At 46.9% G+C, this 26,673-nt stretch carries 26 protein-coding genes; all 26 read left to right on the plus strand.

Going from position 1 to position 26,673, the window contains the following annotated elements; genetic code table 11:
- Positions 1–2: 2 nt before the first annotated feature.
- The 26 genes from rlmN (at position 3) to lon (ending at position 26,670) form a co-directional block, all read left to right on the plus strand.
- Positions 3–1,058, plus strand: coding sequence for a dual-specificity RNA methyltransferase RlmN (gene rlmN, locus P9B68_RS00730; protein WP_135659311.1), 1,056 nt, complete (start codon positions 3–5; stop codon positions 1,056–1,058).
- Positions 1,039–1,770 carry a Stp1/IreP family PP2C-type Ser/Thr phosphatase gene (locus P9B68_RS00735; RefSeq protein ID WP_243112976.1) on the plus strand — a complete coding sequence of 244 codons (732 nt, stop codon included), beginning with the start codon at positions 1,039–1,041 and terminating at the stop codon, positions 1,768–1,770. Before rlmN ends, P9B68_RS00735 begins: the two co-directional genes overlap by 20 nt.
- Positions 1,771–1,790: 20 nt before the next feature.
- Positions 1,791–3,800 (plus strand): Stk1 family PASTA domain-containing Ser/Thr kinase, encoded by a 2,010-nt coding sequence (pknB, locus tag P9B68_RS00740; protein WP_277668280.1) that lies wholly within the window; start codon positions 1,791–1,793, stop codon positions 3,798–3,800.
- A gap of 4 nt (positions 3,801–3,804) precedes the next feature.
- Positions 3,805–4,692 carry a ribosome small subunit-dependent GTPase A gene (rsgA, locus tag P9B68_RS00745; protein ID WP_135659307.1) on the plus strand — a complete coding sequence of 296 codons (888 nt, stop codon included), beginning with the start codon at positions 3,805–3,807 and terminating at the stop codon, positions 4,690–4,692.
- A complete protein-coding gene (locus P9B68_RS00750) occupies positions 4,677–5,306 on the plus strand; it encodes a thiamine diphosphokinase (protein ID WP_277668281.1) in 630 nt (209 codons plus the stop codon). Before rsgA ends, P9B68_RS00750 begins: the two co-directional genes overlap by 16 nt.
- Before the next feature lie 260 nt (positions 5,307–5,566).
- Positions 5,567–5,647, plus strand: a complete 81-nt coding sequence (gene spoVM, locus P9B68_RS11705; protein WP_135659394.1) for a stage V sporulation protein SpoVM — start codon at positions 5,567–5,569, stop codon at positions 5,645–5,647.
- 108 nt (positions 5,648–5,755) lie between these two features.
- The gene (locus tag P9B68_RS00755; RefSeq protein ID WP_135659303.1) at positions 5,756–7,288 is read left to right on the plus strand and encodes a DUF3794 and LysM peptidoglycan-binding domain-containing protein; all 1,533 of its coding nucleotides are present in this window, start codon (positions 5,756–5,758) and stop codon (positions 7,286–7,288) included.
- A gap of 55 nt (positions 7,289–7,343) precedes the next feature.
- Positions 7,344–8,822 carry a stage IV sporulation protein A gene (gene spoIVA / locus P9B68_RS00760; protein WP_277668282.1) on the plus strand — a complete coding sequence of 493 codons (1,479 nt, stop codon included), beginning with the start codon at positions 7,344–7,346 and terminating at the stop codon, positions 8,820–8,822.
- 112 nt (positions 8,823–8,934) lie between these two features.
- On the plus strand, positions 8,935–9,783 hold the full coding sequence (locus P9B68_RS00765; protein WP_135659299.1) for a sulfide/dihydroorotate dehydrogenase-like FAD/NAD-binding protein: 849 nt from the start codon (positions 8,935–8,937) through the stop codon (positions 9,781–9,783).
- Entirely contained in the window at positions 9,776–11,173 is a 1,398-nt protein-coding gene (gene gltA / locus P9B68_RS00770) for an NADPH-dependent glutamate synthase (protein ID WP_277668283.1), read from the plus strand. The genes P9B68_RS00765 and gltA overlap by 8 nt, the downstream gene beginning before the upstream one ends.
- A gap of 108 nt (positions 11,174–11,281) precedes the next feature.
- Positions 11,282–11,662 (plus strand): hypothetical protein, encoded by a 381-nt coding sequence (locus P9B68_RS00775; protein ID WP_135659295.1) that lies wholly within the window; start codon positions 11,282–11,284, stop codon positions 11,660–11,662.
- Positions 11,659–12,258, plus strand: coding sequence for a metalloprotease (locus P9B68_RS00780; protein ID WP_135659294.1), 600 nt, complete (start codon positions 11,659–11,661; stop codon positions 12,256–12,258). Before P9B68_RS00775 ends, P9B68_RS00780 begins: the two co-directional genes overlap by 4 nt.
- A gap of 59 nt (positions 12,259–12,317) precedes the next feature.
- Positions 12,318–14,174, plus strand: a complete 1,857-nt coding sequence (locus P9B68_RS00785) for a TIGR03960 family B12-binding radical SAM protein (protein ID WP_135659292.1) — start codon at positions 12,318–12,320, stop codon at positions 14,172–14,174.
- Positions 14,149–14,808, plus strand: coding sequence for a TIGR03936 family radical SAM-associated protein (locus P9B68_RS00790; protein ID WP_277668284.1), 660 nt, complete (start codon positions 14,149–14,151; stop codon positions 14,806–14,808). The genes P9B68_RS00785 and P9B68_RS00790 overlap by 26 nt, the downstream gene beginning before the upstream one ends.
- Positions 14,809–14,980: 172 nt before the next feature.
- Entirely contained in the window at positions 14,981–15,325 is a 345-nt protein-coding gene (gene rplS, locus P9B68_RS00795; protein WP_135659288.1) for a 50S ribosomal protein L19, read from the plus strand.
- 82 nt (positions 15,326–15,407) lie between these two features.
- Entirely contained in the window at positions 15,408–15,977 is a 570-nt protein-coding gene (gene lepB / locus P9B68_RS00800) for a signal peptidase I (RefSeq protein WP_243112975.1), read from the plus strand.
- A 19-nt stretch (positions 15,978–15,996) separates the two neighbouring features.
- Positions 15,997–16,581: a signal peptidase I gene (gene lepB / locus P9B68_RS00805; protein WP_135659286.1), complete on the plus strand. Its 585-nt coding sequence runs from the start codon at positions 15,997–15,999 to the stop codon at positions 16,579–16,581.
- 27 nt (positions 16,582–16,608) lie between these two features.
- A complete protein-coding gene (gene ylqF / locus P9B68_RS00810) occupies positions 16,609–17,478 on the plus strand; it encodes a ribosome biogenesis GTPase YlqF (protein ID WP_277668285.1) in 870 nt (289 codons plus the stop codon).
- Between the two features lies 1 nt (position 17,479).
- A complete protein-coding gene (locus tag P9B68_RS00815; RefSeq protein WP_277668286.1) occupies positions 17,480–18,091 on the plus strand; it encodes a ribonuclease HII in 612 nt (203 codons plus the stop codon).
- A complete protein-coding gene (locus P9B68_RS00820; RefSeq protein WP_277668287.1) occupies positions 18,088–18,453 on the plus strand; it encodes a YraN family protein in 366 nt (121 codons plus the stop codon). Before P9B68_RS00815 ends, P9B68_RS00820 begins: the two co-directional genes overlap by 4 nt.
- Positions 18,454–18,575: 122 nt before the next feature.
- Positions 18,576–20,090, plus strand: coding sequence for a threonine synthase (thrC, locus tag P9B68_RS00825; protein ID WP_135659279.1), 1,515 nt, complete (start codon positions 18,576–18,578; stop codon positions 20,088–20,090).
- 11 nt (positions 20,091–20,101) lie between these two features.
- Entirely contained in the window at positions 20,102–20,788 is a 687-nt protein-coding gene (locus P9B68_RS00830) for a metallophosphoesterase (RefSeq protein ID WP_135659277.1), read from the plus strand.
- Positions 20,789–20,885: 97 nt separating this feature from the next.
- Entirely contained in the window at positions 20,886–22,187 is a 1,302-nt protein-coding gene (gene tig, locus P9B68_RS00835) for a trigger factor (RefSeq protein ID WP_135659275.1), read from the plus strand.
- A gap of 57 nt (positions 22,188–22,244) precedes the next feature.
- On the plus strand, positions 22,245–22,826 hold the full coding sequence (gene clpP, locus P9B68_RS00840) for an ATP-dependent Clp endopeptidase proteolytic subunit ClpP (RefSeq protein WP_135659273.1): 582 nt from the start codon (positions 22,245–22,247) through the stop codon (positions 22,824–22,826).
- 20 nt (positions 22,827–22,846) lie between these two features.
- Positions 22,847–24,157 carry an ATP-dependent Clp protease ATP-binding subunit ClpX gene (gene clpX / locus P9B68_RS00845; RefSeq protein WP_277668288.1) on the plus strand — a complete coding sequence of 437 codons (1,311 nt, stop codon included), beginning with the start codon at positions 22,847–22,849 and terminating at the stop codon, positions 24,155–24,157.
- A gap of 80 nt (positions 24,158–24,237) precedes the next feature.
- Entirely contained in the window at positions 24,238–26,670 is a 2,433-nt protein-coding gene (gene lon, locus P9B68_RS00850) for an endopeptidase La (RefSeq protein WP_135659269.1), read from the plus strand.
- Positions 26,671–26,673: the final 3 nt, after the last annotated feature.

Genomic DNA, 26,673 nt, shown 5'->3' on the forward strand with positions numbered 1-26,673 from the left:
TTTTGAGTCAGCAGGATATCAAATCAATGACTCTGGATGAATTGAAAGCCGATTTTGCCGCCGACGGCCAACCGGCTTTTCGCGCATTGCAGGTTTATAAATGGGTTCATCGCGGAGTATTCGATTTTGAAGAAATGTCCGATCAATCGAAGGCATTCCGGCAAAGACTTTCAGAAAGATATTACATAGCGAATGCTGTGATTGAAAAAAAACTGGAATCAAAACTGGATGGCACCATCAAATATTTGTTCCGCCTAAACGACGGCGAGCATGTCGAAAGCGTATTAATGGATTATCACCATGGACATACGATTTGCATTTCCACTCAGGTCGGCTGTAAAATGAACTGTTCCTTTTGCGCCACCGGGAAAAGCGGTTTTTCCCGGAACCTGAAGGCTTCCGAAATGCTTGCACAGATACAGGCGGCTCAAAAGGATATCGGAATCCGCATTTCGAACGTCGTGATGATGGGTATGGGGGAACCGCTGGATAATTACGAACAGGTTCTTCGCTTTCTGGAACTGGTTACCTCCGACGACGGAATGAATATCGGGATGAGGCATATCTCACTTTCTACCTGCGGCATCGTGGACAAAATCTATGATTTGGCGGAAAGGAAACTGCAGCTTACCCTATCCGTTTCTCTGCACGCGCCAAATGATTCGATCCGTGCCAGGACCATGCCGGTAAACCGTAAATGGGGTGTTGACGAGCTTTTAAAAGCGTGCCGTTATTATGCGAAAATAACAGGGCGCCGCGTTTCTTATGAATACGCAATGATTAGCGGCGTAAACGACAGCGACGCCTGTGCGGCGGAGCTTGCTGAAAAACTGAGCGGCTCCCTCAGCCATGTCAATTTGATTCCGGTAAATGCCGTGAACGGGATCGGCTTCAAAAAGAGTTCGAACGAACGGTTACAGAAATTCATCCGGATCCTTTCCAATAAGGGGATAACGGCTACGGTTAGAAGGACGCTCGGCTCAGACATAAACGCTTCCTGCGGACAGCTAAGGCGCAGGTATAAGGAGGAGGTGGCCAATGTTGAAAATTTACAGTAAAAGTGATATTGGCCTAATCAGACAAACAAACCAGGATGCCTGCAAAAGCGGAATATTTCCGGATGGGGCCGCATGGGCCGTTGTATGCGACGGGATGGGCGGTGTAAACGGAGGCAACATCGCAAGCAGTATTGCCGTAGACTGTATTTCAGATCAGATGCAGTCATCTTATACTCCGGGTATGTCCGATAACGCAATTAAGGATTTAATCACAACAGCAATTTATAACGCGAACCTCACCATACACGAGAAAGCGAAAGGAGACGCGGAACTGAACGGAATGGGAACCACGGTGGTGGCTGCGATTCTTTCCAATGGGCTGGCACATATTGCGCATGCAGGCGACAGCAGGGCGTATCTTTTGGGCAAAGACGGAATAAAACAGTTGACCGTAGACCATTCGATGGTGCAGGAGATGGTAAATAACGGTGACTTGACAGAACAACAGGCAAAAATACATCCTCAAAAAAATATTATCACGCGGGCTTTGGGTGTGGAACCCTCCATTTTAATCGACTATTGCGAAAAGGAATTTCTTGCAGGTGATTTGCTTTTGATTTGTACGGATGGATTGACTAATTACGTTGACGCCGAGCAAATTTACCAGCTTTCCGGCACAATGAATGCAGAAAGTCTGACCGAGAAACTCGTTATGCTTGCAAAGGACTGCGGCGGTGGTGACAATATAACCGTTGTCATCATTGAGAACTAACTGCTGACAGGAGTGATTTTATGGATAAATACACCGGAAAAAGGCTTGACGGACGCTATGAAATACATGAACTGATCGGCTCCGGCGGAATGGCGCTGGTTTACCGCGCATACGACGAGATTGACGACCGTACTGTTGCCATAAAAATATTAAAAGACGAGTTTTTAGGCAACGATGAATTTATTCGGCGTTTTAAAAACGAATCCAAGGCAATTGCGGTTCTGTCACACCCGAATATCGTCAAGGTTTTTGACGTTAGCTTCGGCGACCGCATCCAATATATCGTAGAAGAATATATCGATGGAATCACATTAAAAGAATACCTTGATCAGCAAAAGGAAATTAAATGGAAGGAAGCAATCCATTTTACCATCCAAATCCTGCGCGCGCTTCAGCATGCCCATGAAAAGGGCATTGTCCACCGCGATATTAAACCGCAAAACATCATGCTGCTGCAGGACGGAACCATCAAGGTGACGGACTTCGGTATTGCGCGCTTTTCAAGAAGCGAAACACGCACTATGACCGATAAAGCAATCGGTTCCGTACATTATATTGCCCCTGAACAGGCGAGAGGGGATTTAACGGACGAAAAGGCGGATATTTATTCCGTCGGCGTCATGCTGTATGAAATGATAACCGGGCAGCTTCCTTTCGAAGCGGACAGCGCCGTTTCCGTCGCGATCATGCAGCTTCAGGCGGACCCGAAGCCGCCGAAGGAGATTAATCCCGGTATTCCAGACGGCCTTGAAGAAATCACCTTAAAAGCAATGCAGAAAAACCCTGTGCAGCGGTATCAGTCGGCTGCCGAAATGCTTCGCGATATTGAAGAATTTCGCAGAAATCCGAGTATCCGTTTTCAGTATAAATATTTTATTGATGAAAAGCCGACAAAATACATTGATGCGATTAACACGGTAAGAGGAGCCGAGCAGCCGGTCTATAATGATAATTATGAGTATGAAGAGGAACCGGTCAGAAATCCCAAAAAGAAGAAAAAATCTACTGCTTCGCTGGTTATCAGCGGAATCGCCGCCGCGTTTGTTATAGTAGCCATCGGGTTTGGATTAGCTGCTCTTTTTCACAGTTGCAACAGTAGTGCAAACGATGTGCCGCTTCCGAACTTTGTCGGCAAAACCTATGACGAAGTAAAAAGCGATCCGCAATACAAGAACTTTAAATTCGTAACGGAAACCAAAAATGATACGACACAAAAGGCGGGCATCATTCTCAGCCAGAACCCTCCGGCCGGGACAATGGTGAAACCCGATACGGAAGTCACCCTTACCATCAACGCCGGCGGGAAAATGGTTACGATTCCTGACCTGACCAAAAATACGCAGGATGAAGCAATCAGCATTTTAAAACAACTGAATCTTACGTACGAAATTTTGCCGGTTGAAGACACGAATGTGATCAAGGGCTATGTACAGAATACCGATCCTCCTGCTGGAACACAGGTTTCCGAAGGGACAAAGGTAAGCGTGTACGTAAGCACCGGCGGCAAAACGGAAAAAGTGGCTGTACCTGCCGTCATTGATGAAACATTGGAAGCCGCAAAAAAAGATATTGTTGCAGCCGGATTAGTGGTTGGGAAAATCACTACGAAAGACGATACCAATAAGGCAAAGGATATCGTTATTGAAACTTCGCCGCTGCCAGGTGTGCAGGTTGCAAAGGGCAGCTCCGTATCCATTATTGTCAGCTCCGGTAAGAAATCGGAAAAAACCATTGAAATTTATGTCCACCTTCCAAAGAATGTAACCCACGATATCAACCTGAAGGTTTATCTTGGAAACGAGCTGCAAACGGAGAAAACCGTTAATCCGTCGTATAATGACGTATGCCCGCTTACTTTTACTGGCTCAAGCGGACAAAAGAAGCTGACAATCCAGCTGGACGGAAACAAATATCAGGTATACACCCTTGATTTTAGCGAGGGTACTTTTAAACAGGAAGAAAGCTATCCTTATACGGAAAACAATTCATCGAGTGAATCGGTAAGCGGGCCGATCACTCCTGCTGATTGATGCTATGAGTCAATTAAACGGAATGATTGTAAGGGGAATTGGCGGCTTTTATTATGTGGAAGCCGCCGGTTCTCTCTATGAATGCAAAGCAAGAGGACTGTTCCGAAAAAAGAAAGTGACTCCCTATGTCGGCGACCATGTCACGATCCGCTTGGAAAACGACGGGACAAGCACAATCGAAGAAATCCTGCCGCGTGCAAACTACCTGATCCGCCCGCCGATCGCCAATATTGATCAGCTTATCTTGGTTGTGTCGGTCTGTGACCCATCTCCCAACACGCTGATTATTGACAAGACGATTGCCGCAGCGGAGGCACGGGGCATTGAGCCGGTTATTGTGCTGTCGAAAACCGATTTGCAGGATGGTGGCTGGCTGATCGACATTTACCGGACGACAGGAATACTACTGCTTACGGTCTCATCCGTTACCGGCGAGGGCGTTGAGGCGGTTCGGGAATTGCTTAAAGGGAAAATTTCTGCCTTTACGGGCAATTCGGGAGTTGGAAAAACCTCCCTTCTGAATCAGATCGACAGCCGTTTTCATCTGGAAACCGGAGAAATCAGCCAAAAGCTGGGGCGCGGCCGGCATACGACAAGGCAGGTGGCTTTGCTGAAGCTGAGCGGTGAAACCTATGTTGCGGATACGCCTGGGTTTTCGTCCATCAGCCTGGAACGGTATGACCTCATTAAAAAAGAAAGGCTTCCCTATTGCTTTCGCGAGTTTATCCCTTATTTAAATCAGTGTAAATTTTCGACCTGCTCGCACACCTGTGAAAAAGGCTGCGCCGTATTGCAGGCCGTGCAAGAGGGCATAATCAGTAAATCCCGTCACGAGAGTTACGTAGCGATGTATCAGGAAGTGAAGGATCTGAAGGAATGGAACCTGAAATAAAGAAATGTATTATAATCGGCTCCTCGCCGGGCAGCCGTATTCCGGCTGATGTGGATTTTAACGATTCTTACGTCATCTGCGCCGACGGTGGACTAGATATTGCAAAGCAAAACAATATCGTTCCGGATTTGCTTATCGGCGATTTCGATTCGCTTCAATCGGATCTGCCGCAAGGAGTTGAGACCATCCGGCTGCAAACGGAAAAGGACGATACGGACATGATGGCGGCGATACGGGAAGCCCTGAGGAGGGGATACAATTCGTTTACCCTTCTCTGCTCCTTAGGCGGGCGCATGGATCATTCCTATGCGAACCTGTGCGCGTTACAGTTTCTTGTTTCACAGGGATACAGGGCGGAAATTGCGGACGATGGCTGCCGCGTTTTCCTTCTGAGCGACGGCAGGATGACTTTGAGCGATTTAAAGGGCCGTACGGTATCCGTATTTCCGTTTGGGTCCGCTTTTTGCACAGTCAGCTATGTAGGGATGAAATATCCGCTGCGTGACGCCTGCATCTCTTCCGTAAACCCGATTGGCATCAGTAATGTGATTCTTACGAACCGTGCACAGATTATTGTACATAGCGGAAACGCCCTTATTTTTTTACTTTCATAAATGAACCAATTTGCCCCTCACGGAATATACTGGGATATAAGAACAGGAAAAGAATTATGCAGTGATGGTTGGTGACGGCAGTGAGGTGCAATTGCAGAAAAAATAGATGCCCCCCAGGACAATTAGCGGTTGCATTCGGGCTCGGTTTGGCTGTCTCTGGTTTTTGCCCAACGGGATTAATCCTGTTTATAGTAGCGACCATACTGGTCATATTAGGGATCACACTTTTAAGGTGTGGAACATAATGGGAGGTCTTTATTATGAAAGTAGTCGTTGTCAGGAGCTCCAAATTCTGGGGATTTGTACTTAGGAAGGTATTCCATATTAAAAAGGAAGAATAAACAATGCATACCGGCTGCAGCAGCAGCCGGTATTTTTTTGCGCAGTTGGTATAAATCGTACAAGATTAGAATAACAATTAGGTAGAAACAGGAAAAGGAGAGAGCCCTATGGAATATATGCTTAGCCGTGAGGCATTGGCGGCCAATGAAATCATTTATGACGGCTGCCAGGAGCAGCCGGTAGATCTCGACATTAACCTGCCGGATTACTGCCCCGATATACAGCGCATATTAAAATGCCAGGTCTATCCCCGCATTGCTTCCCGCAATATTACGGGCGACCGGTTGGAACTCGACGGAAATTACACGCTCACAATCCTCTATCTGGATTCCGGCGGCATGGCCGTTCGCTGCTATGAAAGCAATCAATCTTTCTCTACTGTTATTAATTTGAAGCAAAATGCCGATAACGCACAGATATATGCGTTTACCCGTGTAGAATATATCAATTGCCGTGCAACCAGCCCACGCCGGCTCGATATTCATGGATCCTTTTCCGTATGTGCGCGGGTAACCGCCCAAACGGAAAACGAAGTGATTTCGAATATCGACGGCGAAGGGGTAGAACAACAAAAAAACAAAATAACCTTGAATAAGGTGGCGGGATTCAGGCAGCAGCAATTCAATGTCGATGAAGTTTTAGAGCTTGGACAGGGCAAACCAGCCGCCGACAGCATTGTACGCGCGGATGCCTTTGCAACGGTGCAGGATTACAGTGCCGTTGGAAATAAACTGATGATCAAGGGCGAGGTCTGTATTAAATTCGTGTACTCCTCCATAGACGACGAAATGGCGTTGGAAGTTATGGAATATGCAATCCCGTTCAGCGAATTGTTGGACTGTGACGGAATCAGCGAAAACTGTGCCTATAACGTCCAACTTACCGTAACGGGATTGGATACGCAGATCAAAAACGATTATTCCGGCGACCAAACCTATTTTGAAGTGAACGCGAAAGTGCTTGCGAGCGCCACAGCTTTTGAAAACAAAGAGGTAACGCTTGTAACCGACGCTTATTCCAAGCTGTGTGAAATGAACATCAGCAGCAAGCAGAAATCCCTTGATAATTTGATTGAATTCATCAACGACACCTATATCCATAAAACAACGGTTGCGCTGGACGATACACCTGTTTCGAAAGTCATTGATATCTGGAATGAAATGAATACGGTTTCCGCCGACTATGTCAACGGGGAAATTCAGTACAAAGGCAAATTAAATGTTTGCATATTGGCGCGAAACGCGGAAAACAAGCCAGTCTATTTTGAACGCATGCTTGATTTTGATTACATCCGTCCCTATCCGGGGGCGGACGGCACCAAATGCAGCGCGACCATGACAGTAGCCGGTATCAGCTACCGTATTACGGGCAGCGGAATCGACATAAAAGCCGAGCTGAAACTAAATACGGGAGTATACAGCCAATTGAATATCAAAGTGATAACGGACGTTACACCCGATGAAACCAAACCCAGGGTGCAAGACAAATCCGCGGTGCTCAGTATATACTACGCGGACGCGGGTGAAAACCTTTGGAACATTGCACGGGAATACGGTACCTCCGTTGATGCGATTAAGCTGGAAAATGAGCTTACTGGTGATTTCGTTGAGAACAGGGGGATGCTGTTGATCCCAATGTGAGTTTTACAAAAGGAAAACCGCTAATAAAAAATTCTCTGCCTGAGGGGGAGGTAAAATGGAAGAACGCAATATTTATAGTGATATTTCCCAGCGTACAAACGGCGATATTTATGTAGGAGTGGTTGGACCGGTACGCACCGGAAAATCCACTTTTATAAAAAAATTCATGGATGCCGTCGTTATTCCCAATATGGAATCCACTTACAGCCGTGACCGGGCGATCGATGAAATGCCTCAGTCTGCCGCGGGCCGCACAATTATGACAACGGAGCCGAAATTTATTCCGGAACAGGCTGTAACCGTAAAAATCGACGACAGCGCGACGTTTTCGGTTCGCATGATTGACTGCGTCGGCTACATCGTTCCAAGCGCGCTTGGCTATATTGAGGACGACATGCCACGGATGGTTATGACACCCTGGTATCAGGAGCCGATTCCCTTTAATATGGCTGCAGAGCTAGGCACGAAAAAAGTAATAACCGAGCATTCGACCATTGGTCTGGTGGTTACGACGGACGGTAGCATCAGCGATATTCCCCGCGAAGAATATGAAGAAGCGGAGGAAAGGGTAGTCAACGAGCTCAAGGAGATCAATAAGCCGTTTATCGTCCTGCTGAATTGTACGGAACCGCGATCCAATTACGCCGCGAACCTGTCTGCGCAGCTTCAGGAAAAATACGGCGTTCCCGTCCTTCCGATCAATTGTCTGGAATTAGAGGAAGAGGAAATTCGCAATATTCTTTCCAAGATTTTATTCGAGTTCCCGGTGAAATCTATTAAGGTGGAAATGCCGCGCTGGATTTCAAACCTTGAAAAAAATCATTGGCTCCGTTCCGCCGTTTACGGTGCACTACAGGAGTCCGCCTCGAAAATTTCCAGAATCCGCGAAATCAATTCGATTGTTGATGACATCAAAAAATGTGAATTTGTCAACGGCGCCAATACCGTATCCATTGATTTAGGAACCGGATGCGCCCGGATGGCCGTATCCCTGAATCAAAATCTTTTTTATAAAATTCTGGGTGAAAAAACAGGGATTGACATTGAAGATGAAGGCAGCCTGATGGAAAATATGCTGAATCTTTCGAAAATGAAGGCACAGTTCGACAAAATCAAGGACGCCTATCAGGATGTACAGGAAAACGGGTACGGCATTGTTATGCCGGATATGGAGGAGCTTTCGCTCGAGGAGCCGGAAATCATCAAGCAGGGCGGGAAATATGGCATCCGGTTAAAGGCGGCCGCGCCGTCCGTACATATGTTGAAGACAAGAATTACAGCGGAACTGACGCCAATTGTCGGATCCGAACAGCAGTCGCAGGAGCTGATTACCTATCTGCTGAAAGAATTCGAAGAGAATCCTTCCAAGATATGGGAATCCAATATTTTCGGAAAAAGCCTGCACGAGCTGGTGAACGAAGGGTTGCATAATAAATTGTACCGCATGCCTAACGACGCGCGCGATAAAGTACGCGAAACCATCGAGCGTATTATTAATGAAGGCTGCAACGGTTTGATATGCATTATTCTATAAAATAGATTAAATGATTCGGTTAAAATAACCGGATCATTTTTTTATTGATAAATCTGGTGTAACCCTTTATAATAAAGGTATATCTGAACTCTGAAAGTAAGGAAGTGTATTCATGTTTAAGATTGTCGAAAAGCGCATATTGAATGATTCCATGACTTTGATGGCAGTAGAGGCGCCATACATTGCAAAAAAGGCTAAAGCTGGCCAGTTCATTATATTGCGCGTAAATGAATTTGGGGAGAGGATCCCATTAACCGTGGCGGATTACGACCGGGAAAAGGGAACTGTCACGATCATTTACCAAAAGGTTGGAAAGACTACGCTGATGCTTGACCAGTTAAACGAAGGCGACGCGATTCTTGACTTTATCGGGCCTCTGGGAAAAGCAACTGAGTTGGAAGGCTATAAAAATGTAGCCGTAGTCGGCGGGGGTGCCGGCTGCGCAATCGCTTATCCGCAGGCAAAGGCCCTGCACGGCATGGGCGCGAAAGTGGACATGATCGCCGGTTTCCGCAGCAAGGATATTATCATCCTGGAAGAGGAAATGAAAGCAGTAAGCGACCGTCTGATTATTACCACGGATGACGGTTCCAACGGAAACAAGGGCTTTGTTACCGATGCTCTCCGTAAATGCATTGAGGAAGGCGCGAAATACGATCTGGTAATCGCCATCGGGCCGCTTGTCATGATGCGTGCGATTTGCAATCTTACAAAGGAATACAATATCAAAACCTTAATCAGCATGAACCCTATTATGATCGACGGCACCGGTATGTGCGGCGGTTGCCGGCTGACCGTCGGAGGCAAAACCAAATTTGCCTGTGTGGACGGACCGGATTTTGACGGTCACGAGGTCGATTTTGACGAAGCAATTAAAAGATCGAAAACATATTTCGATTTGGAAAAAGAAGCAACACGCGAATACAACTGTCGTTTAATGGAGGGTGCGAAAAATGCCTAATATGTCACCGGTAAAGACTCCGATGCCGGAGCAGGAACCGAATGTACGCAATAAAAACTTTGAAGAGGTTGCCCTTGGCTATACGGATGAAATGGCGGCTGAGGAAGCAAAAAGATGCTTAAATTGCAAAAATAAGCCCTGCGTAAGCGGATGCCCCGTGGGCGTTCGAATCCCCGAATTTATCCAGCGCGTTGCCGAAGGCGACATGGAAGGCGCTTATCAGATCATTAAGACAACAAATTCCCTTCCGGCGGTTTGCGGGCGCGTTTGCCCGCAGGAGTCCCAATGTGAGCAGAAATGCGTGCGCGGCATTAAGGGCGAACCGGTCGGCATCGGCCGTCTGGAACGCTATGTAGCCGACTGGCATATGAAGCATGGCGCTCCGGAGGAGTTTGATGTAAAGCCCAATGGCCACAAGGTTGCCGTAATCGGCGCCGGCCCTGCCGGATTGACTTGTGCCGGCGACTTGGCTGCCATGGGGTATTCTGTAACGGTGTACGAAGCGCTTCATACTGCCGGCGGCGTACTGATGTACGGAATTCCGCAGTTCCGTCTTCCGAAGGAAATTGTCCAGAAGGAAATCGATGCCCTGAAGGAAAAGGGCGTTAAAATTAAAACCGACATGGTAATGGGCAAGGTGCTTTCTGTGGACGAATTGTTCGAAATGGGCTTTGAGGCGGTTTTCATTGGAACCGGCGCGGGTCTGCCGAACTTTATGAACATTCCCGGCGAAGGCCTGATCGGTACTTATTCCGCCAATGAATTTTTAACCAGGGTAAACCTGATGAAGGCTTACCTGGATGAATACGATACCCCGATTATCCGCCCGAAGAATGTCGCGGTTGTCGGCGGCGGCAACGTTGCAATGGACGCCGCAAGAACAGCGAAGCGCTTGGGCGCGGAAAACGTGTACATTATTTACCGCCGCGCTGAGGAACAGATGCCCGCGCGAAAAGAAGAGATTCATCACGCGAAGGAAGAAGGAATTATCTTCAAGCTTTTGTGCAATCCCATTGCCATCCATGGTGACAATGACGGCAGGGTAAAGGCGATTGAATGCGTTGAAATGGAGCTTGGCGAGCCGGATGCTTCCGGAAGACGCAGACCCATTGCCAAGGAAGGATCGAATTTTGAAATCCCGGTTGACAGTGTGGTCATGGCGATCGGCAATTCACCAAACCCGCTGATCCGTTCAACCACGGAGGGCCTGGAAGCAAACAGCCATGGATGCATTGTTGTAGACGACACCACAATGGCGACCACCCGCGAAGGCGTTTATGCCGCGGGCGACGCCGTCAGCGGCGCCGCAACGGTTATTTTGGCTATGGGCGGCGGAAAAGAGGCTGCGCGCTCCATTGACAAATATATCCAGTCAAAGCACTCTAAATAAATCATTTAAAACCGCCGCCAGCCGCGGCGGTTTTTTGTTTGTTCCGTCATCTTCCGCCTTCCTCCTTCATATGATTATGGAGGACAAAATCATAAAGGAGGAAGAATATTGGGTGAATATCATCAAAAAAGTTCCGCAAATAGACAGGAAAGGCTTACGAAAAAAGAAAGAATTATCAGCACTCGCCTTTTAACCATCATCCAGATCACCGTATGCTCCATCATTTTGCTGACGGTAGTATTCGTACGGCTGATCGGCGGAAATGCGTATATGGTTGTAAAAAGCTGGTATCAGCAAACTCTTAATAATTCGATCGTAGCCGAAGAGGATATTGAAAACGTGAAACATACCGTCGTGGAGTTTTTCCCGCCGGTTACCAGCTTGCTTCCGAAATCCGGCACAGAGTCCGCAAGTAGTGAACAGCCTAAGGGCGGCACAGCTTCCCAGCAGGCCTCGCAGGCAAATTCCGATTCCCCGAAAGCCGGATGATTTCCTTTACAATTCACAACTGCCGTATTTCCATCGGGTTCCTGTTTCTGGCCGTATTTACCGCATTTCTGCTGTGCGATGCCAGCAATACGGCAGTATTCTGGATATTCGCGGCGGCGGTTCACGAAGCAGGCCATATTCTCGTAATGCATGCATTCGGCGCCGCGCCCGTAGAAATGAAATTTACGCCCTTTGGAATTGATATTGTCAAACCGCCGCTGCTTTCCAGCGGTTACGGGCGTGACGCGCTGATATCTCTTGCCGGCCCGTGGGCAAATCTTGCCTGTGTGATGCTCTTATATATCTTCAGGAAAAGCCATGTGGCTTTTCTTTTCGCCAATCTGGTTTTGGCAGCCTTCAATCTGCTGCCAATCGAACCGCTGGACGGGGGGCAGGCGCTTTATTCGCTTCTTTGCGCGAAATACTGCTCGGATCAGGCGTTGAAAATCGTTTCTGTTGTATCTTTCATTGTTGTAACGCCTCTTGCAATTGTCAGTTTTTTAGTCCTCTTCCATTCCTATGGCAACTATTCCTTGCTGGCCGTATCCATTTACTTAATCTTCCTCCTGGTATTCAAGAAGGGAAGGTATGAATGATTTGCAATATTTGTTTCCGAGCGGTATAATAATAAAACATATGCTGCACGGAGGTTGCGATGATTACAAAGAAGATCGAAAAAATGCTTGCGAATGTTCAGAAGCCCGGCCGTTACGTCGGCGGGGAATTGAATAGTATTGTAAAAAATCCGGATCAGGTGGATGTTCGTTTTGCTTTCTGCTTTCCGGATGTTTACGAAGTCGGTATGTCGCATTTAGGAATGAAAATTTTATACAGCCAATTAAACACCCTGCCGTACGTCTGGTGTGAGCGGGTTTTTGCGCCGTGGATGGATATGGAAGAGCAGATGCGGAAAAACAATGTTCCGCTTTACGCTTTGGAAAGCGGGGACAGCATTGCCGGCTTTGATTTCATCGCTTTTACGCTCCAATATGAACTTAGCTTTACGAATGTATTAAATATGCTTGATTTGGCGGGAATCCCGCTGAAAGCAAGCGACCGGCATGGACTTTCCCCGCTCGTGGTGGCCGGGGGGCCCTGCACATGCAATTCCGAACCCCTCGCCGACTTTTTTGATTTATTCTTTATTGGCGAAGGGGAAGAGATGGATTGTGAAGTTATAGAGCTTTACAGGAGATATAAAAAAGAAAACCGCTCCAAAGAAGAATTCCTGATTGCCGCCGCGCAGATTCCAGGCGTGTATGTTCCTTCCCTGTATGATGTAACCTATAACGACAACGGCACCATAAAAGCCATTCTTCCTAAATGCGGCGCTCCGGAAAAAATTAGAAAACGCGTTATGATCGATATGGACAAGTCTTATTTCCCGGACAAATTTGTCGTTCCCTATATTGGAATTGTCCACGACCGGGCGGTGGCGGAAGTTTTGCGCGGCTGTATCCGGGGGTGCCGGTTCTGTCAAGCAGGATTCCTTTACAGACCCTTCCGCGAAAAATCGGTCGCCGTCATTGATAAACAATGCCACGACCTTTGCGACAATACAGGATACGATGAAATTTCTCTGTCCTCGCTTAGTACAAGCGATTACTCGCGAATCAATGAATTGCTGAACCAGCTTTTAACGTGGACAAAGGAAGAAAAAACTGGCGTGTCCCTTCCTTCCTTACGGGTTGACAATTTTTCGACGGAGCTGATGTCAAAGATCAAGTCGGTGCGCCGGAGCGGCCTTACCTTTGCGCCGGAGGCAGGCACTCAGCGCCTTCGGGATGTTATTAATAAAAATGTAACAGAGGAAGAACTCCTTAAAACGGTAAAAACCGCCTTTAAGGGCGGATGGACCACGATCAAATTGTATTTTATGATCGGTCTGCCGACGGAAACCATGGACGATGTCGCGGGCATTGCGGAACTGGGACAGAAGGTTGTGGATGCCTTTTATGAAAACCCGGACAAGCCGAAGGGGAAAAGCGTGAAGGTAACCGTCAGCGCTTCTTCCTTTGTTCCAAAGCCGTTTACACCCTTCCAATGGGAACCACAGGACACGATCGAAACGCTGCACCGGAAACAGCGCCATCTGGTCTCTTCTGTAAGAACTCGCAAAGTGGAGCCGAACTATCACGACGCGGATGTCAGTTTTTTGGAAGCTGTTTTTGCGCGCGGAGACCGCCGCCTTTGCAACGTCCTGCTGGAAGCGCATAAAATCGGTTGCAAAATGGACGGCTGGCAGGATTGTTTTTCCCTTGCGAAATGGCTGGAAGCGTTCCGGAAATGCGGGATTGATCCGGCATTTTATGCAAACCGTAGAAGAAGCTTTGACGAGGTTCTGCCATGGGACCATATTGACTGCGGGGTAAAAAAATCTTTTCTGATTGAGGAGTGCAAGAGAGCGTATGCCAATCAGACGACGCCCAATTGCCGGGAACAATGTTCCTCCTGCGGCGCAGCTTGCTTTAAAGGAGGAATCTGTGTTGAAAAACGTCCGAATCTGGTTTAAGAAGATTGGAACCGCCCGTTTCATTTCACATCTGGATTTAAACCGCTGTATGCTGCGGGCAATCCATAAGGCGAAAATACCGCTGTGGTATACGCAGGGATTTAATCCCCACGCATTTATTACTTTTGCATTGCCGCTTTCCCTTGGGATTGCGGGGGAACGGGAGAGTATGGATATCCGACTGGAGGATACGGAACTGACCCGGGAGGAACTTATCAGCCGGCTAAACGCAGCCCTTCCGGACGATATTCCCGTATTTGATGCAACCGAACCGGTTATGAAGCCGGGTGAAATCGCCTGCGCTTCCTTTATTATGGAACTGGAAACAGAGAATATTTGTGCGGAAGAAGCGGTTTCCCGAATAAAAGGGATGCTGGAACAGGAAAATATCATCGTGCCGAAGCATACAAAAAGCGGAATCGTGGACCTTGACATTAAGCCTTTTCTGAGAAAGACGGAGATCGCACCGAAAACGGGGCTTATTGAAATCCAGACCGTGCTTCCGGCCGGAAGCAACATGAATGTGAACCCCTTGCTGATTTGCGACGCGATCAAGACCTATTTAAAGCTGGACTTCTATGCGGATATAAAGAGAACCAACCTTTATAACGCTGATTTTCAAATCTTTGTATAACTGTAAAAAAGTTATTGCGCTTTTTGGCGTATTGTGGTATGATATATAGGCATTTGGATACCGCCAGTACTTCATTGGTGGGGTTCAATGCCCGGTTTTACCGCGACATTGAAGCGGGCAGTCCTCTGCTGTCTACAGCATGAATGTCTGAATTATAAGGAGGATTTATTCCATGGATGCATTGAAATTAATTGCACAGGATTCCGTAAAAAAGGAAATTCCTGAATTTGAAGTTGGCGATACCGTAAAGGTAAACGTAAACATCAGAGAAGGCGAGAGAGAAAGAATTCAGGTTTTTGAGGGTACCGTTACCGCTCGCAAGGGCAGCGGCGTTTCCGAAACCTTCACGGTAAGACGCGTTTCTTACGGCGTTGGTGTCGAAAGAGTATTCCCGGTTCATTCTCCAAATGTTAAGGGTGTAGAAATTGTCCGCAAGGGCCGTGTACGCAGAGCGAAGCTCTACTATCTGCGCGACAGAGTCGGCAAGGCGGCAAAAGTAAAAGAGCAGATCAGATAATCCGTTTGATCATGATTTTAAGGGACATGTATGTGTCCCTTTTTTGCTTTTCCCTTGATCTTACTTGAAAGAGGTGGCGTTTTTGAATCCGAATATAACCTCGGAATTACCTGCCGAACCGTCTAAAAACAACTTCACTTTAAGCTGCTACGAATGGGTGGAGGCGCTGATTCCGGCGCTGGTTATCATTATCGTTATCTTTACCTTTCTCTTCCGGGTCATCACCGTTAACGGTCCCTCCATGATGCCGAATCTGAAAAACGGTTATAAAGTTCTGGTTTCTTGCACCGACAGGAAGCTTACCCGCGGCGATATTGTGGTGGTGGACAGACGCGCTACCTCCCGTGACGAAACCCTTATCAAAAGGGTGATTGCCACCGAAGGGCAAACCGTCGATATTGATTTTAATACAGGAGTCGTGTCGGTAAACGGCGTTCCGCTGGACGAATCCGCTTACATAGAAAACGGTATCACGAAAAATCAATACGATATTTCCTTCCCGCAGACCGTTCCTCCGGGGCATGTTTTTGTGCTGGGGGATAACCGCAAGATTTCCGACGACAGCCGTTCCAGCGATGTTGGCATGATTGACCAGCGATATATTATCGGAAAAGTGGAGTTTATATTAATGAAAACAGAAAAGCCTTTTTGATAAAGGAGATGTTTCTCCGTTGAACCAACAATCCATACGGCTTTACATAAAACCGGTGACCCGAAAGTCACAAAGCCGTTTTACGGTAAACTGCTATGAATGGATAGAAGCGTTTATTACTTCCCTGATTGCAGTAGTCATTCTATTTACCTTCTTTTTCAGGGTTGTAAATGTAAACGGGCCTTCTATGCTTCCAACCTTGCAATCCAACGACAGGGTGGTTCTTTCCAGCTGCTTTTACAAACCCCGCCAAGGGGATGTTGTTGTTATTTCCCATACGCAGAAGTTACGGGAACCCATTATCAAACGCGTGATTGCCCTTGAAAATCAAAAAGTAGATATTGATTTTGAAAAGGGGATCGTGTCGGTGGACGGCGTTCCTCTCGATGAATCCGCCTACATTCAGAACGGCATTACGGATCAGCCTACGGATTTTAAATTTCCGCTGACCGTCCCTGCGGGGCATATTTTTGTGCTGGGGGACAACCGTGCCGTATCCAACGATAGCCGCTTCAGCGACGTAGGTATGGTTGACGTAAGGAATATTCTGGGAAAAGCGGAAATGGTCGTATTTCCCTTCAACAGAGTTGGAAGGATAAAATAAAAGTAAGTTCAGTTTAAGGATGAAGAAATGAGCGAAGCACAAACAATACAATGGTTTCCCGGTCATATGACCAGGACAAAAAGACAAATTGAAAAAAGCTTGAAGCTGGTTGACGCGGTTGCGGAAATTGTGGACGCAAGAATACCCGTCAGCAGCCGCAACCCGGATTTAAACAAGCTGATACAAAATAAACCGCGTGTTATTTTATTGAATAAGAGCGATATGGCTGATCCGGTTCAAACGGCGCGCTGGATCGATTATTACAAACAAAACAATATACGCGCAATCGCCATTGACTGCCGCAGCGGCAAGGGTATAAACGGGTTTATCCCGCTTGTGAAAGATGTATTGCGCGACCGCATAGCCGCATGGGAAGCGAAGGGCATGGTAGGCAGGCAGATCCGAGTGATGGTTGTCGGCATCCCGAATGTCGGGAAGTCCTCGCTGATTAACCGCCTTTCAAAAAACAGCAAGGCCAATGTTGAGGACAGGCCGGGTGTCACAAGGGCAAATCAGTGGTTCTCAATCGCCAAGGGGTTTGACCTTCTGGATACCCCCGGCGTACTCTGGCCAAAATTTGACGATAAAACCGTCGGGGAGCATCTTGCTTTTACGGGAGCCGTAAAGGACGAGGTAGTCGATACGGAATATTTGGCGGGACGTCTGCTGGAGGTGCTGCGGGACAGTTATCCGAACGACGTAAAGCGGCGGTATAAATTGGGAGAAATCGATATTTCCGGGCAAAAGGGATACGAATTGCTGGAATTGATAGGCAAAAAGCGCGGAATGCTGATTTCCGGCGGCGAAGTGGATACAGAACGGGCGTCCATTATGATTCTGGATGAATTCCGAAGCGCCAAGCTCGGCCGAATCTCATTGGAACAGGTTGGAAAATAAAATGGATTGGTTTGCTTATGAAAAAATGGCACGGGAAAAAGGCTATTCTGCCGTTTGCGGCATCGATGAGGCAGGCCGCGGACCTTTAGCCGGTCCCGTATTTGCCGCCGCTGTGATTCTGCCCTATGGGACAAGCATTGAAGGCTTGAATGATTCCAAAAAACTCAGCGAAGCAAAAAGAGAAACCCTGTTTGAGATCATTAAAGAAAAAGCGGTAAGTTATTCCGTTGGGTTTGCTACGGAAGCGGAAATTGACGAAATCAATATTTTGCAGGCAACCTTTCTTGCAATGAAGCGTGCCTGCGACGGATTAGACGTTCGCCCGGATTTGGCTTTGGTGGACGGAAACCGAATGCCCTGTCTCGGTGTAAAGGCGCATACGATTGTAAAGGGGGATTCGCTTTCCGCGAGCATTGCCGCCGCCTCCATTCTGGCCAAGGTCAGCCGTGACCGCCTGATGGTGGAAATCAACCGGATTTATCCGCAGTATCAGTTCGCGAAACATAAAGGCTACGGGACGGCATTACATATTGCACGGTTAAAAGAATACGGGCCGTGTCCGGTGCACCGGAAAACATTTTTGAAAAAAATTTTAGGAGATACTGGTTCATGAACAATGCTTCCGGAAAAACCGGTGAAGACTATGCGGCTCGCTATTTAGAGGATATGGGATTCCAAATTACAGCGAGGAATTACCATTCCCGTTTCGGAGAAATCGATATTATCGCGGAAAACAAAGAATTTATCGTGTTTGTGGAAGTGAAGACCCGGAATAAAAATTACGAAGTCAGCCCTCTGGAAGCGGTTTCTCTTGGGAAACAAAAAAAGATAGGGAAAACGGCGATTTTGTATCTGCAATCGAATCCGTCTGATTTGCAGCCCCGCTTTGATGTGATCGGAATGACGACGGATGCCGGCAACAGGATCCTTTCCATTGAACATATTGAAAACGCATTCATGATAAAGGAATTTTAAAGGTGATTTCCTTTAAAAATTTTTCAATTTTTTACGGAAATGCGTACGTTTTTTATGTTTCCCTTTGCAGTCATTTATGGTATGATAAAGTCATAAAGTTAATAAAGAAGGGGGAAAAACCTTTGCATTATAAATCCACACGAAACAGCAGCATCTGCGTTTCGGTATCACAGGCGATTGCGCAGGGAATCAGTACGGAAGGCGGTCTTTTTGTTCCGGAAGATTTTCCGCATTATTCCCATACAGATTTGCTGGAGCTTGCCAGATGCAGTTATACGGAACGTGCGGAGCGAATTTTATCCGCGTTTCTTTCTGATTTTACGGCGGAAGAAATTCATGAGTGCGTTACGGCCGCCTATACCAATGGGAAATTCGAAAAAGATATTCCTGCTCCGGTTACTTCGTTAAAGAACGGCATACAAATGTTGGAACTTTGGCACGGTCCCACCTGCGCCTTTAAAGATATGGCGCTGCAGCTGCTGCCACATCTTTTGACGAAATCCCTGCAGAAAATCCATTCTTCCAAAACCGCTCTGATTCTTGTCGCAACCTCCGGGGATACGGGAAAAGCGGCGCTGGAAGGCTTTAAAGATGTGGACGGCACCCTGATTCAGGTTTTTTATCCGCAAAACGGCGTAAGCCCCATGCAGAAGCGCCAGATGTGTACGCAGGAAGGAAATAACGTGGCCGTCTGTGCAATTGAGGGAAATTTTGACGATGCCCAGACCGGCGTGAAAAAAATCTTTACCGATCCGGAAATCAAGCGGCTTTTGGAACAGAATAAGCTGATGTTTTCCAGCGCGAACTCCATTAACTGGGGCAGGCTCCTGCCGCAGATCGTATATTATTTTTCCGCGTACTGCGATTTGCTCGCCAATGGAAAATTGCAATGTGCGGGAGAAAAGATCAACATAGTGGTTCCGACCGGCAACTTTGGAAATATCCTTGCCGCGTACTACGCTAAAAAAATGGGGTTACCGGTTCACAAGCTGATCTGCGCGTCCAACTCCAATAATGTGCTGACCGAATTTATCAACACGGGCGTTTACAACCGTAAACGGGAGTTCTATACTACCATTTCCCCTTCCATGGATATTCTGGTGTCGAGCAATCTGGAACGACTGCTTTACGATCTCACCGGAAAAGACTGCGACCGGGTAGCGGGCTGGATGAACGAGCTTGCGTCAAACGGCAGGTATCAGGTTGGGGAAGATGTTCTACACTCGCTTCACGAACTGTTTTTCGCAGGTTATTGCAACGATGAGGAAACCCAAAAAGTCATTAAGCAGCTTTACGAATCCGAACATTACCTTTGTGACACGCATACTGCCGTTGCAGTAAATGTTTATGAGCAATATGTAAAAGCCAGCAAGGATACGGAAACCCCTTCCGTAATTGTTTCTACCGCCAGTCCATATAAATTTGCAGACAGCGTATTAAGCGCCGTATCGGAGCAATACCGAGAGGATGCGTCCGAATTCGACAAAATTCAAGAGCTGTCCAACCTAACCGGTGTGGCTGTCCCGCCGCAGATTGCCGAGCTTCAGACGAAGGCGGTTCGCTTCCGCACAATTTGTTCAAGGGAAAACATGAAGGAAATCGTTTTAAAAACAGCAAAAATTGAGCCTCAGGCCTAAGAGAGGGAACCATGTCACTATTTGCTATCGCCGATTTGCATCTGTCATTGGGCTGCGACAAACCGATGGACGTTTTTTCGGGCTGGCAGAATTACACGGAGCGGCTTGAAAAAAACTGGCGCGCCGTCGTCGGTCGGGACGACACCGTCGTTATTGCCGGAGATATTTCGTGGGCAATGAATTTGGAGGAAGCGGTGAATGATTTCTCGTTTATCCATTCTTTGCCCGGCAAAAAATTAATATTAAAAGGGAACCATGACTATTGGTGGTCAACCAGAAAGAAAATAGTAGAATTTTTGGAACGAAACGGGCTGGATACCATCCAAATCATTCACAACAATGCGGTTGTAGTCGGTGATATTGCGGTTTGCGGCACCCGCGGATGGCTGTACAATGCGGAAACGGACGAAGATGTAAAGATTGTGAACCGCGAGGTAGGCCGTCTGAACGCTTCCATCGACGACGCAGAAAGACAAGGCGCCAAACCGGTGGTGTTTTTGCATTACCCTCCCGTTTATGACGGGGCGGTATGTAAAGAGATCCTTGATGTTTTGAAGGAGCGCGGCATTCAAAAATGCTATTTTGGGCATATCCATGGAAGTCAGGCGGCGCGCCGGGCGATTACCGGCGAGTATGAAGGGATTAAAATGGTTCTAATTTCCTGTGATTACCTGAATTTTATGCCAGTTTTAGTATAATGAACAAATTTTGAATATTTTATCTTATATATAGAATATTTATTATTCATGTGCTATAATATTTTAGATAATTTGCAATTTGCAGGAGGAAGTAAAAATGAGTTTAAAGTCGTCTAATAAGGTTGCGACGAATCGTTATCAACTTGAGGTAGGAGTAGACGCTACGATATTTGAAAAAGCGCTTGAACAGGCATATCGTAGAGAAAATAAAAAAATTTCCATTCCCGGTTTCCGCAAGGGCAAGGCACCCCGTGCGTTTGTAGAAAAATATTACGGCGAACAGGTTTTCTATGAAGACGCGATCAATGCTGTTTATCCTGATGCGCTTGAGCAGGCGATTAAGGAAGCACAGCTTGAGATGGTTGAAGATAAAATTGATTTTGATCTGGTTTCCGCTGGTAAGGACGGCGTTGTTTTCAAAGCAACCATCACAACCAAGCCGGAAGTAGAGATTGACAATTATAAGGGAATCGCCGTTACAAAGAAGCCGGTTGTTGTAACCGACGAGGATATTGACGCGGAGATTAAAAAGGTTCAGGAGCGCAACTCCAGAATGATTACCGTTGAGGACCGTGAGGCTCAGAACGGCGATATTGTTGTGATTGATTTTGACGGCTATGTAGACGGCGTTGCTTTCGATGGCGGCAAAGCGGACAATTACAGCCTTACGCTCGGCTCCGGCCAGTTCATTCCGGGTTTCGAGGAGCAGGTTGTAGGCCACAAAACCGGCGACGAATTTGATGTGAACGTAAAGTTTCCGGAGGATTACCATGCTGAAAATCTGGCGGGCAAGGATGCTGTTTTCAAAATCAAGCTGCATGAAATCAAGATGAAAGAGCTTCCTGAAGTAGACGACGACTTTGTAAAGGATGTCAGCGATTTTGACACCCTCGATAAATACAAGGAAGATATCAGGAAAAGGCTGACAGACGCGAAAGAAAGAAGCGCGAAAGACGATGTGGAAAATCAGCTCATCGACAAGCTGGTGGAAAACGTAAAAGCTGAAATTCCGCAGGCTATGTACGAAAACCGCATTAATGAAGATATTCGTGAATTCAGTTACCGCTTACAGTCACAGGGCCTGAACCTTGAAACATATTTGAAATATACCGGTATGGACAAGGACGCATTCCGCAAACAATTCCTGCCTCAGGCGGAACGCCAGGTAAAAGTACGCCTTGCACTCGAGCAAATTGCAAAATTAGAAAACATTCATCCAACAGATGAAGAAATCGAAGAAGAATTCGCAAAGCTTGCAAAGAGCTATGATATTGACGCTGAAAAAGTAAAAGCCTTTATTCCGAAGGAAGAGCTTGTTAAAGATATTGCGGTTCAAAAAGCAATTGATCTTGTACGCGACAGCGCCATAATTTCGGAAGGTACGGAAAAAGCTGAATAAGAAAAGCCAATCCTGCCAATGCTCATTTTATTGTAAGTTTATTGGAGGTACGCGACAATGAGTTTAGTCCCCTATGTCATTGAACAGACAAACCGCGGAGAACGTTCGTATGATATCTTTTCCCGTTTGCTGAATGACAGAATTGTAATGCTTACTGAAGAAGTGAATAACACCACCGCAAGCCTGGTGGTTGCACAGCTTTTATATCTGGAGGGGCAGGACCCGTCCAAAGATATTAGCTTATACATTAACAGCCCCGGCGGATCCGTTACGGCCGGTATGGCGATTTATGATACCATGCAATATATAAAATGCGACGTGTCCACCATTTGCATGGGCATGGCCGCCAGCATGGGAGCGTTTTTACTCGCTGCCGGCGCAAAAGGGAAACGGTTTGCCCTCCCGAACAGCGATATTATGATTCATCAGCCAAGCGGCGGAGCGCAGGGTCAGGCAACCGACATCATGATTCACGCGGATCATATTATTGCCACGAAAAAGAAGCTGAACCAGATTCTTGCTGAGAAAACGGGCCAGCCTCTTGAGGTAATCCAAAGGGATACCGAGCGGGACAATTTTATGACAGCGGAAGCCGCCGTTGAATACGGCTTGGTTGACAAGGTTATTTACAATCGATAATTGAGGTTGGTGATAAATAAATGTCCAGTAACGACGATAACAAGGACAGAGGAGTAAGCTGCTCATTCTGCGGTAAACCACAGAGTGAAGCGCGCCGCTTGATTGCGGGTCCCGGTGTCTATATTTGTGATGAGTGCATTGAACTTTGCATGTCAATTCTTGACGATGAAAAAAACTTATCCAACCGAAAATCGACCTATGGGGAATCCACAGCCGAGTTGCCGAAACCTTTTGAAATAAAAAAGCAGCTTGATGAATATGTCATTGGACAGGAAAATGCGAAGATTGCGCTTTCTGTTGCCGTATACAACCATTATAAGCGTATTTATTATGGAAAAGATGATGTCGAACTAACAAAAAGCAATGTTCTGTTGCTTGGCCCGACCGGTGTCGGCAAAACGCTTTTAGCACAGACACTAGCGAAAATATTGGATGTACCGTTTGCAATTGCGGACGCTACGACTCTGACGGAAGCCGGTTATGTGGGCGAAGACGTGGAAAATATCCTTCTCCGTTTGATACAGGCGGCTGATTTCGATATTGAAAAAGCCGAACGAGGGATTATCTACATCGACGAGATTGATAAAATTGCCAGAAAGTCCGAAAATCCGTCGATTACACGTGATGTAAGCGGCGAGGGCGTTCAGCAGGCTCTTTTGAAAATTCTGGAAGGTACTATTTCCAATGTTCCTCCACAGGGCGGAAGAAAGCATCCGCAGCAGGAATTTTTACAAATCGATACCTCCAATATCCTGTTTATCTGCGGCGGTGCTTTCGACGGGTTAAATAAAATCGTTGAAAAGCGCACGGCATCTTCTGCCATGGGATTCGGCGCACAGGTGCGGAGCAAAGCCGAGTTGGATTCTACCGCATGGATGCAAAGCGTTGTTCCGCATGATCTTGTGAAATATGGTCTGATTCCCGAACTGGTTGGCCGTTTGCCAGTCATTGCGGCTCTTAATGGACTGGATGAGGACGCGTTGGTTCGTATTCTAACGGAACCGAAAAACTGTTTAATAAATCAATACAAAAAACTGTTCCAACTGGATAAAGTCGAGCTTGATTTCAAGCCGGAAGCATTGAAGGCCATAGCTAAAAAGACAATTGAACGCCGTACAGGCGCGCGAGGCCTTCGGTCTATCATGGAAGATTTATTAACAGACCTTATGTATAAAGTTCCGTCTGACTACACTGTAGAAAAAGTTACTATAACTGCGGATACGGTGGAGAAGGGTGCGGAACCGGAAATAGTGTACAATCCCGACCGCAAGCCTGTAAAAATAAAGATAACAACTCCAAGAAAGCGCGGCCGAAAAGATACCGCGTCGTAATATAAGTATCTTGGCTGTTGCACGTGGTAGACTTGTTATCACTTGCAGCAGCCATTTCTGCTGAAGGAGCAACACATGCTATGAATAATAACCTTGAACTCGAGAAAATTGAAAAAATTACAATTCCGGTGCTCGCGTTAAGAGGACTGGTTATATTCCCGGGGATGCTGCTGCAATTTGATGTCGGCAGAAAAAAATCCATATTGGCGCTGTCGAAAGCAATGGAGGAAGACCAGCAGATTTTTCTGGTTGCTCAAAAAAGCCTGAACGACAACGAGCCGACTGGAGAGGAAATTTACAAAATTGGTATTGTCGCAAAAATCAAGCAGGTCATTCGTCATACCGATGAAGGAATCCGGCTTTTTGCAGAAGGAATGTACCGGGCAAAAATACAATCTGTTGTGAACGAAAATCCCTTTATTCTTGTGGAAGTTTCTCCAACGGAAAACATAACCTATAAGGAAACCCACAAGACAGAGGCGTTAATCCGCTACACACAGTCCCTGTTTGAGGAATATATTCAAAATTATGTCCGTATCCCACCGGATATTATTATCGGTGTTGTTCAGAAGAAGGACTGCGGCGAACTTGCGGATTACATTACCGCGAATATCAGCTTGGATTATGAAAGAAAACAGCAGATTTTAGAGGAACTTCATCCGGTTAAACGGCTGGAAAAGCTGAATGAAATTTTAAAGAACGAAATTCAGATCCTCTCCATTGAAAGCCAGATCAGCGAGAAAGCCAAAGAACAGATTGATGAAAACCAGCGCGAATATTTCCTGCGGGAGCAAATGCGTGCCATCTCCAACGAGCTTGGCGAGGATGATAACCCGCAGGGAGAAGCAGATGAACTCCGGGAACGGATCGCCAAAATGAAGCTTCCCAAACTTCAAAATGATAAACTCATGAAGGAATGCGACCGCCTTGCAAAAATGCCGTATGGTTCCCACGAGGCGAGCGTTATCATAAGTTATGTGGAAACCTGCCTGGAGCTTCCATGGAATACCAGCAGCCGCGAACGTATCGACTTAAAGTGGGCACAAAGAACGCTTGACCGTGATCATTATGGTCTGACCAAGGTCAAAGAACGAATTATCGAAATTTTAGCGGTGAAAAAACTTTCGCCCGATATTAAGGGTCAGATTATCTGTTTAGTCGGCCCTCCGGGTGTCGGTAAAACATCCATTGCCCGTTCCATTGCAAAAGCAATCGGCCGCAATTATGTGCGCGTATCCCTCGGCGGCGTCCGGGACGAATCCGACATCATGGGCCACCGTAAAACATATGTGGGCTCTATGCCGGGCCGGATTATTGCTGCGCTGAAGCAGGCCGGTACCAATAACCCGCTGATCCTTCTGGATGAGATTGATAAGCTGGGCAACGATTTCCGCGGGGACCCTGCGTCCGCTTTGCTGGAGGTTCTGGATTCGGAGCAAAATTCTTCCTTCTTCGATCATTACATCGATATGCCCTTTGATTTGAGTAAGGTTATGTTTATTACAACCGCAAATGATTACACCGCCATACCGGAGCCTTTGCTCGACCGTATGGATGTGATCACATTAGGCAGTTATACCCACGAAGAAAAATATCATATCGCCTCAAAGCATTTGATCCCGAAACAATTGAAAAAGCACGGAATGAATGCAAAAATGCTGCGAATTACTCCGAAGGCGATTCACGAACTGATTGACGGTTATACAAGGGAAGCGGGTGTCCGGAATCTGGAGCGCCAGATTGCTGCTATCTGCAGGAAATGCGCCAAAAAAATTGTTGAAGACAGCAGTTCGAAAATAACGATAACTCCTGACAAATTAGAAGAATTGTTGGGACCGAAAAAATTTAAAAAGGATGTATTAACAAAATCCGATATGGTCGGCCTTGTCAATGGCCTTGCATGGACCAGCGTCGGCGGCGAATTACTGCCGATCGAGGTTGCCATAATGGATGGCACGGGCAAAATTGAGCTCACGGGTTCGCTTGGCGATGTAATGAAGGAGTCCGCGAGAACGGCTATCAGCTGTATCCGGACGCGGGCGGCTTCCCTCGGAATCAGCAACGACTTCTATAGTAAATATGATATTCATATCCATGCACCGGAGGGTGCGATTCCCAAAGACGGTCCGTCCGCCGGAACGGCAATGGCGACAGCAATTACGTCGGCATTGACGAATATTCCGGTACGGCATGATGTTGCAATGACCGGGGAAATCACTTTGCTTGGTAGAGTCCTTCCTATCGGCGGCCTTAAGGAAAAAACCATGGCGGCTTACCGTTCGGGGATCAAAACGGTTATTATCCCGGCAGATAATATATCCGATCTGGCGGAAATTGACTCGGCAGTAAAGGATTCGGTTGATTTCCTGCCGGTGGAAAAAATTGATCAGGTTTTGGAAGCCGCTCTGTGTAAACTTCCCGAGCCAAAGCAGAACGTAGAGACGGATACCGAGATTCCTATGCAAAAAATAAAAAATCAATCGGGCGTTTTGTCGTCCGGCATTCCTCAGTAACGG

This window comes from Caproiciproducens galactitolivorans (genome assembly GCF_029266045.1).
GTDB classification, from domain to species: domain Bacteria; phylum Bacillota; class Clostridia; order Oscillospirales; family Acutalibacteraceae; genus Caproiciproducens; species Caproiciproducens galactitolivorans.

Bases quoted from the DNA above. Each gene is read 5' to 3' on its own strand.
- P9B68_RS00735 (WP_243112976.1), top strand. From the start codon at position 1,039: ATGTTGAAAATTTACAGTAAAAGTGATATTGGCCTAATCAGACAAACA.
- pknB (WP_277668280.1), top strand. From the start codon at position 1,791: ATGGATAAATACACCGGAAAAAGGCTTGACGGACGCTATGAAATACAT.
- rsgA (WP_135659307.1), top strand. From the start codon at position 3,805: ATGAGTCAATTAAACGGAATGATTGTAAGGGGAATTGGCGGCTTTTAT.
- P9B68_RS00750 (WP_277668281.1), top strand. From the start codon at position 4,677: ATGGAACCTGAAATAAAGAAATGTATTATAATCGGCTCCTCGCCGGGC.
- spoVM (WP_135659394.1), top strand. From the start codon at position 5,567: ATGAAAGTAGTCGTTGTCAGGAGCTCCAAATTCTGGGGATTTGTACTT.
- P9B68_RS00755 (WP_135659303.1), top strand. From the start codon at position 5,756: ATGGAATATATGCTTAGCCGTGAGGCATTGGCGGCCAATGAAATCATT.
- spoIVA (WP_277668282.1), top strand. From the start codon at position 7,344: ATGGAAGAACGCAATATTTATAGTGATATTTCCCAGCGTACAAACGGC.
- P9B68_RS00765 (WP_135659299.1), top strand. From the start codon at position 8,935: ATGTTTAAGATTGTCGAAAAGCGCATATTGAATGATTCCATGACTTTG.
- gltA (WP_277668283.1), top strand. From the start codon at position 9,776: ATGCCTAATATGTCACCGGTAAAGACTCCGATGCCGGAGCAGGAACCG.
- P9B68_RS00780 (WP_135659294.1), top strand. From the start codon at position 11,659: ATGATTTCCTTTACAATTCACAACTGCCGTATTTCCATCGGGTTCCTG.
- P9B68_RS00785 (WP_135659292.1), top strand. From the start codon at position 12,318: ATGATTACAAAGAAGATCGAAAAAATGCTTGCGAATGTTCAGAAGCCC.
- rplS (WP_135659288.1), top strand. From the start codon at position 14,981: ATGGATGCATTGAAATTAATTGCACAGGATTCCGTAAAAAAGGAAATT.
- ylqF (WP_277668285.1), top strand. From the start codon at position 16,609: ATGAGCGAAGCACAAACAATACAATGGTTTCCCGGTCATATGACCAGG.
- P9B68_RS00815 (WP_277668286.1), top strand. From the start codon at position 17,480: ATGGATTGGTTTGCTTATGAAAAAATGGCACGGGAAAAAGGCTATTCT.
- P9B68_RS00820 (WP_277668287.1), top strand. From the start codon at position 18,088: ATGAACAATGCTTCCGGAAAAACCGGTGAAGACTATGCGGCTCGCTAT.
- P9B68_RS00830 (WP_135659277.1), top strand. From the start codon at position 20,102: ATGTCACTATTTGCTATCGCCGATTTGCATCTGTCATTGGGCTGCGAC.
- tig (WP_135659275.1), top strand. From the start codon at position 20,886: ATGAGTTTAAAGTCGTCTAATAAGGTTGCGACGAATCGTTATCAACTT.
- clpP (WP_135659273.1), top strand. From the start codon at position 22,245: ATGAGTTTAGTCCCCTATGTCATTGAACAGACAAACCGCGGAGAACGT.
- clpX (WP_277668288.1), top strand. From the start codon at position 22,847: ATGTCCAGTAACGACGATAACAAGGACAGAGGAGTAAGCTGCTCATTC.
- lon (WP_135659269.1), top strand. From the start codon at position 24,238: ATGAATAATAACCTTGAACTCGAGAAAATTGAAAAAATTACAATTCCG.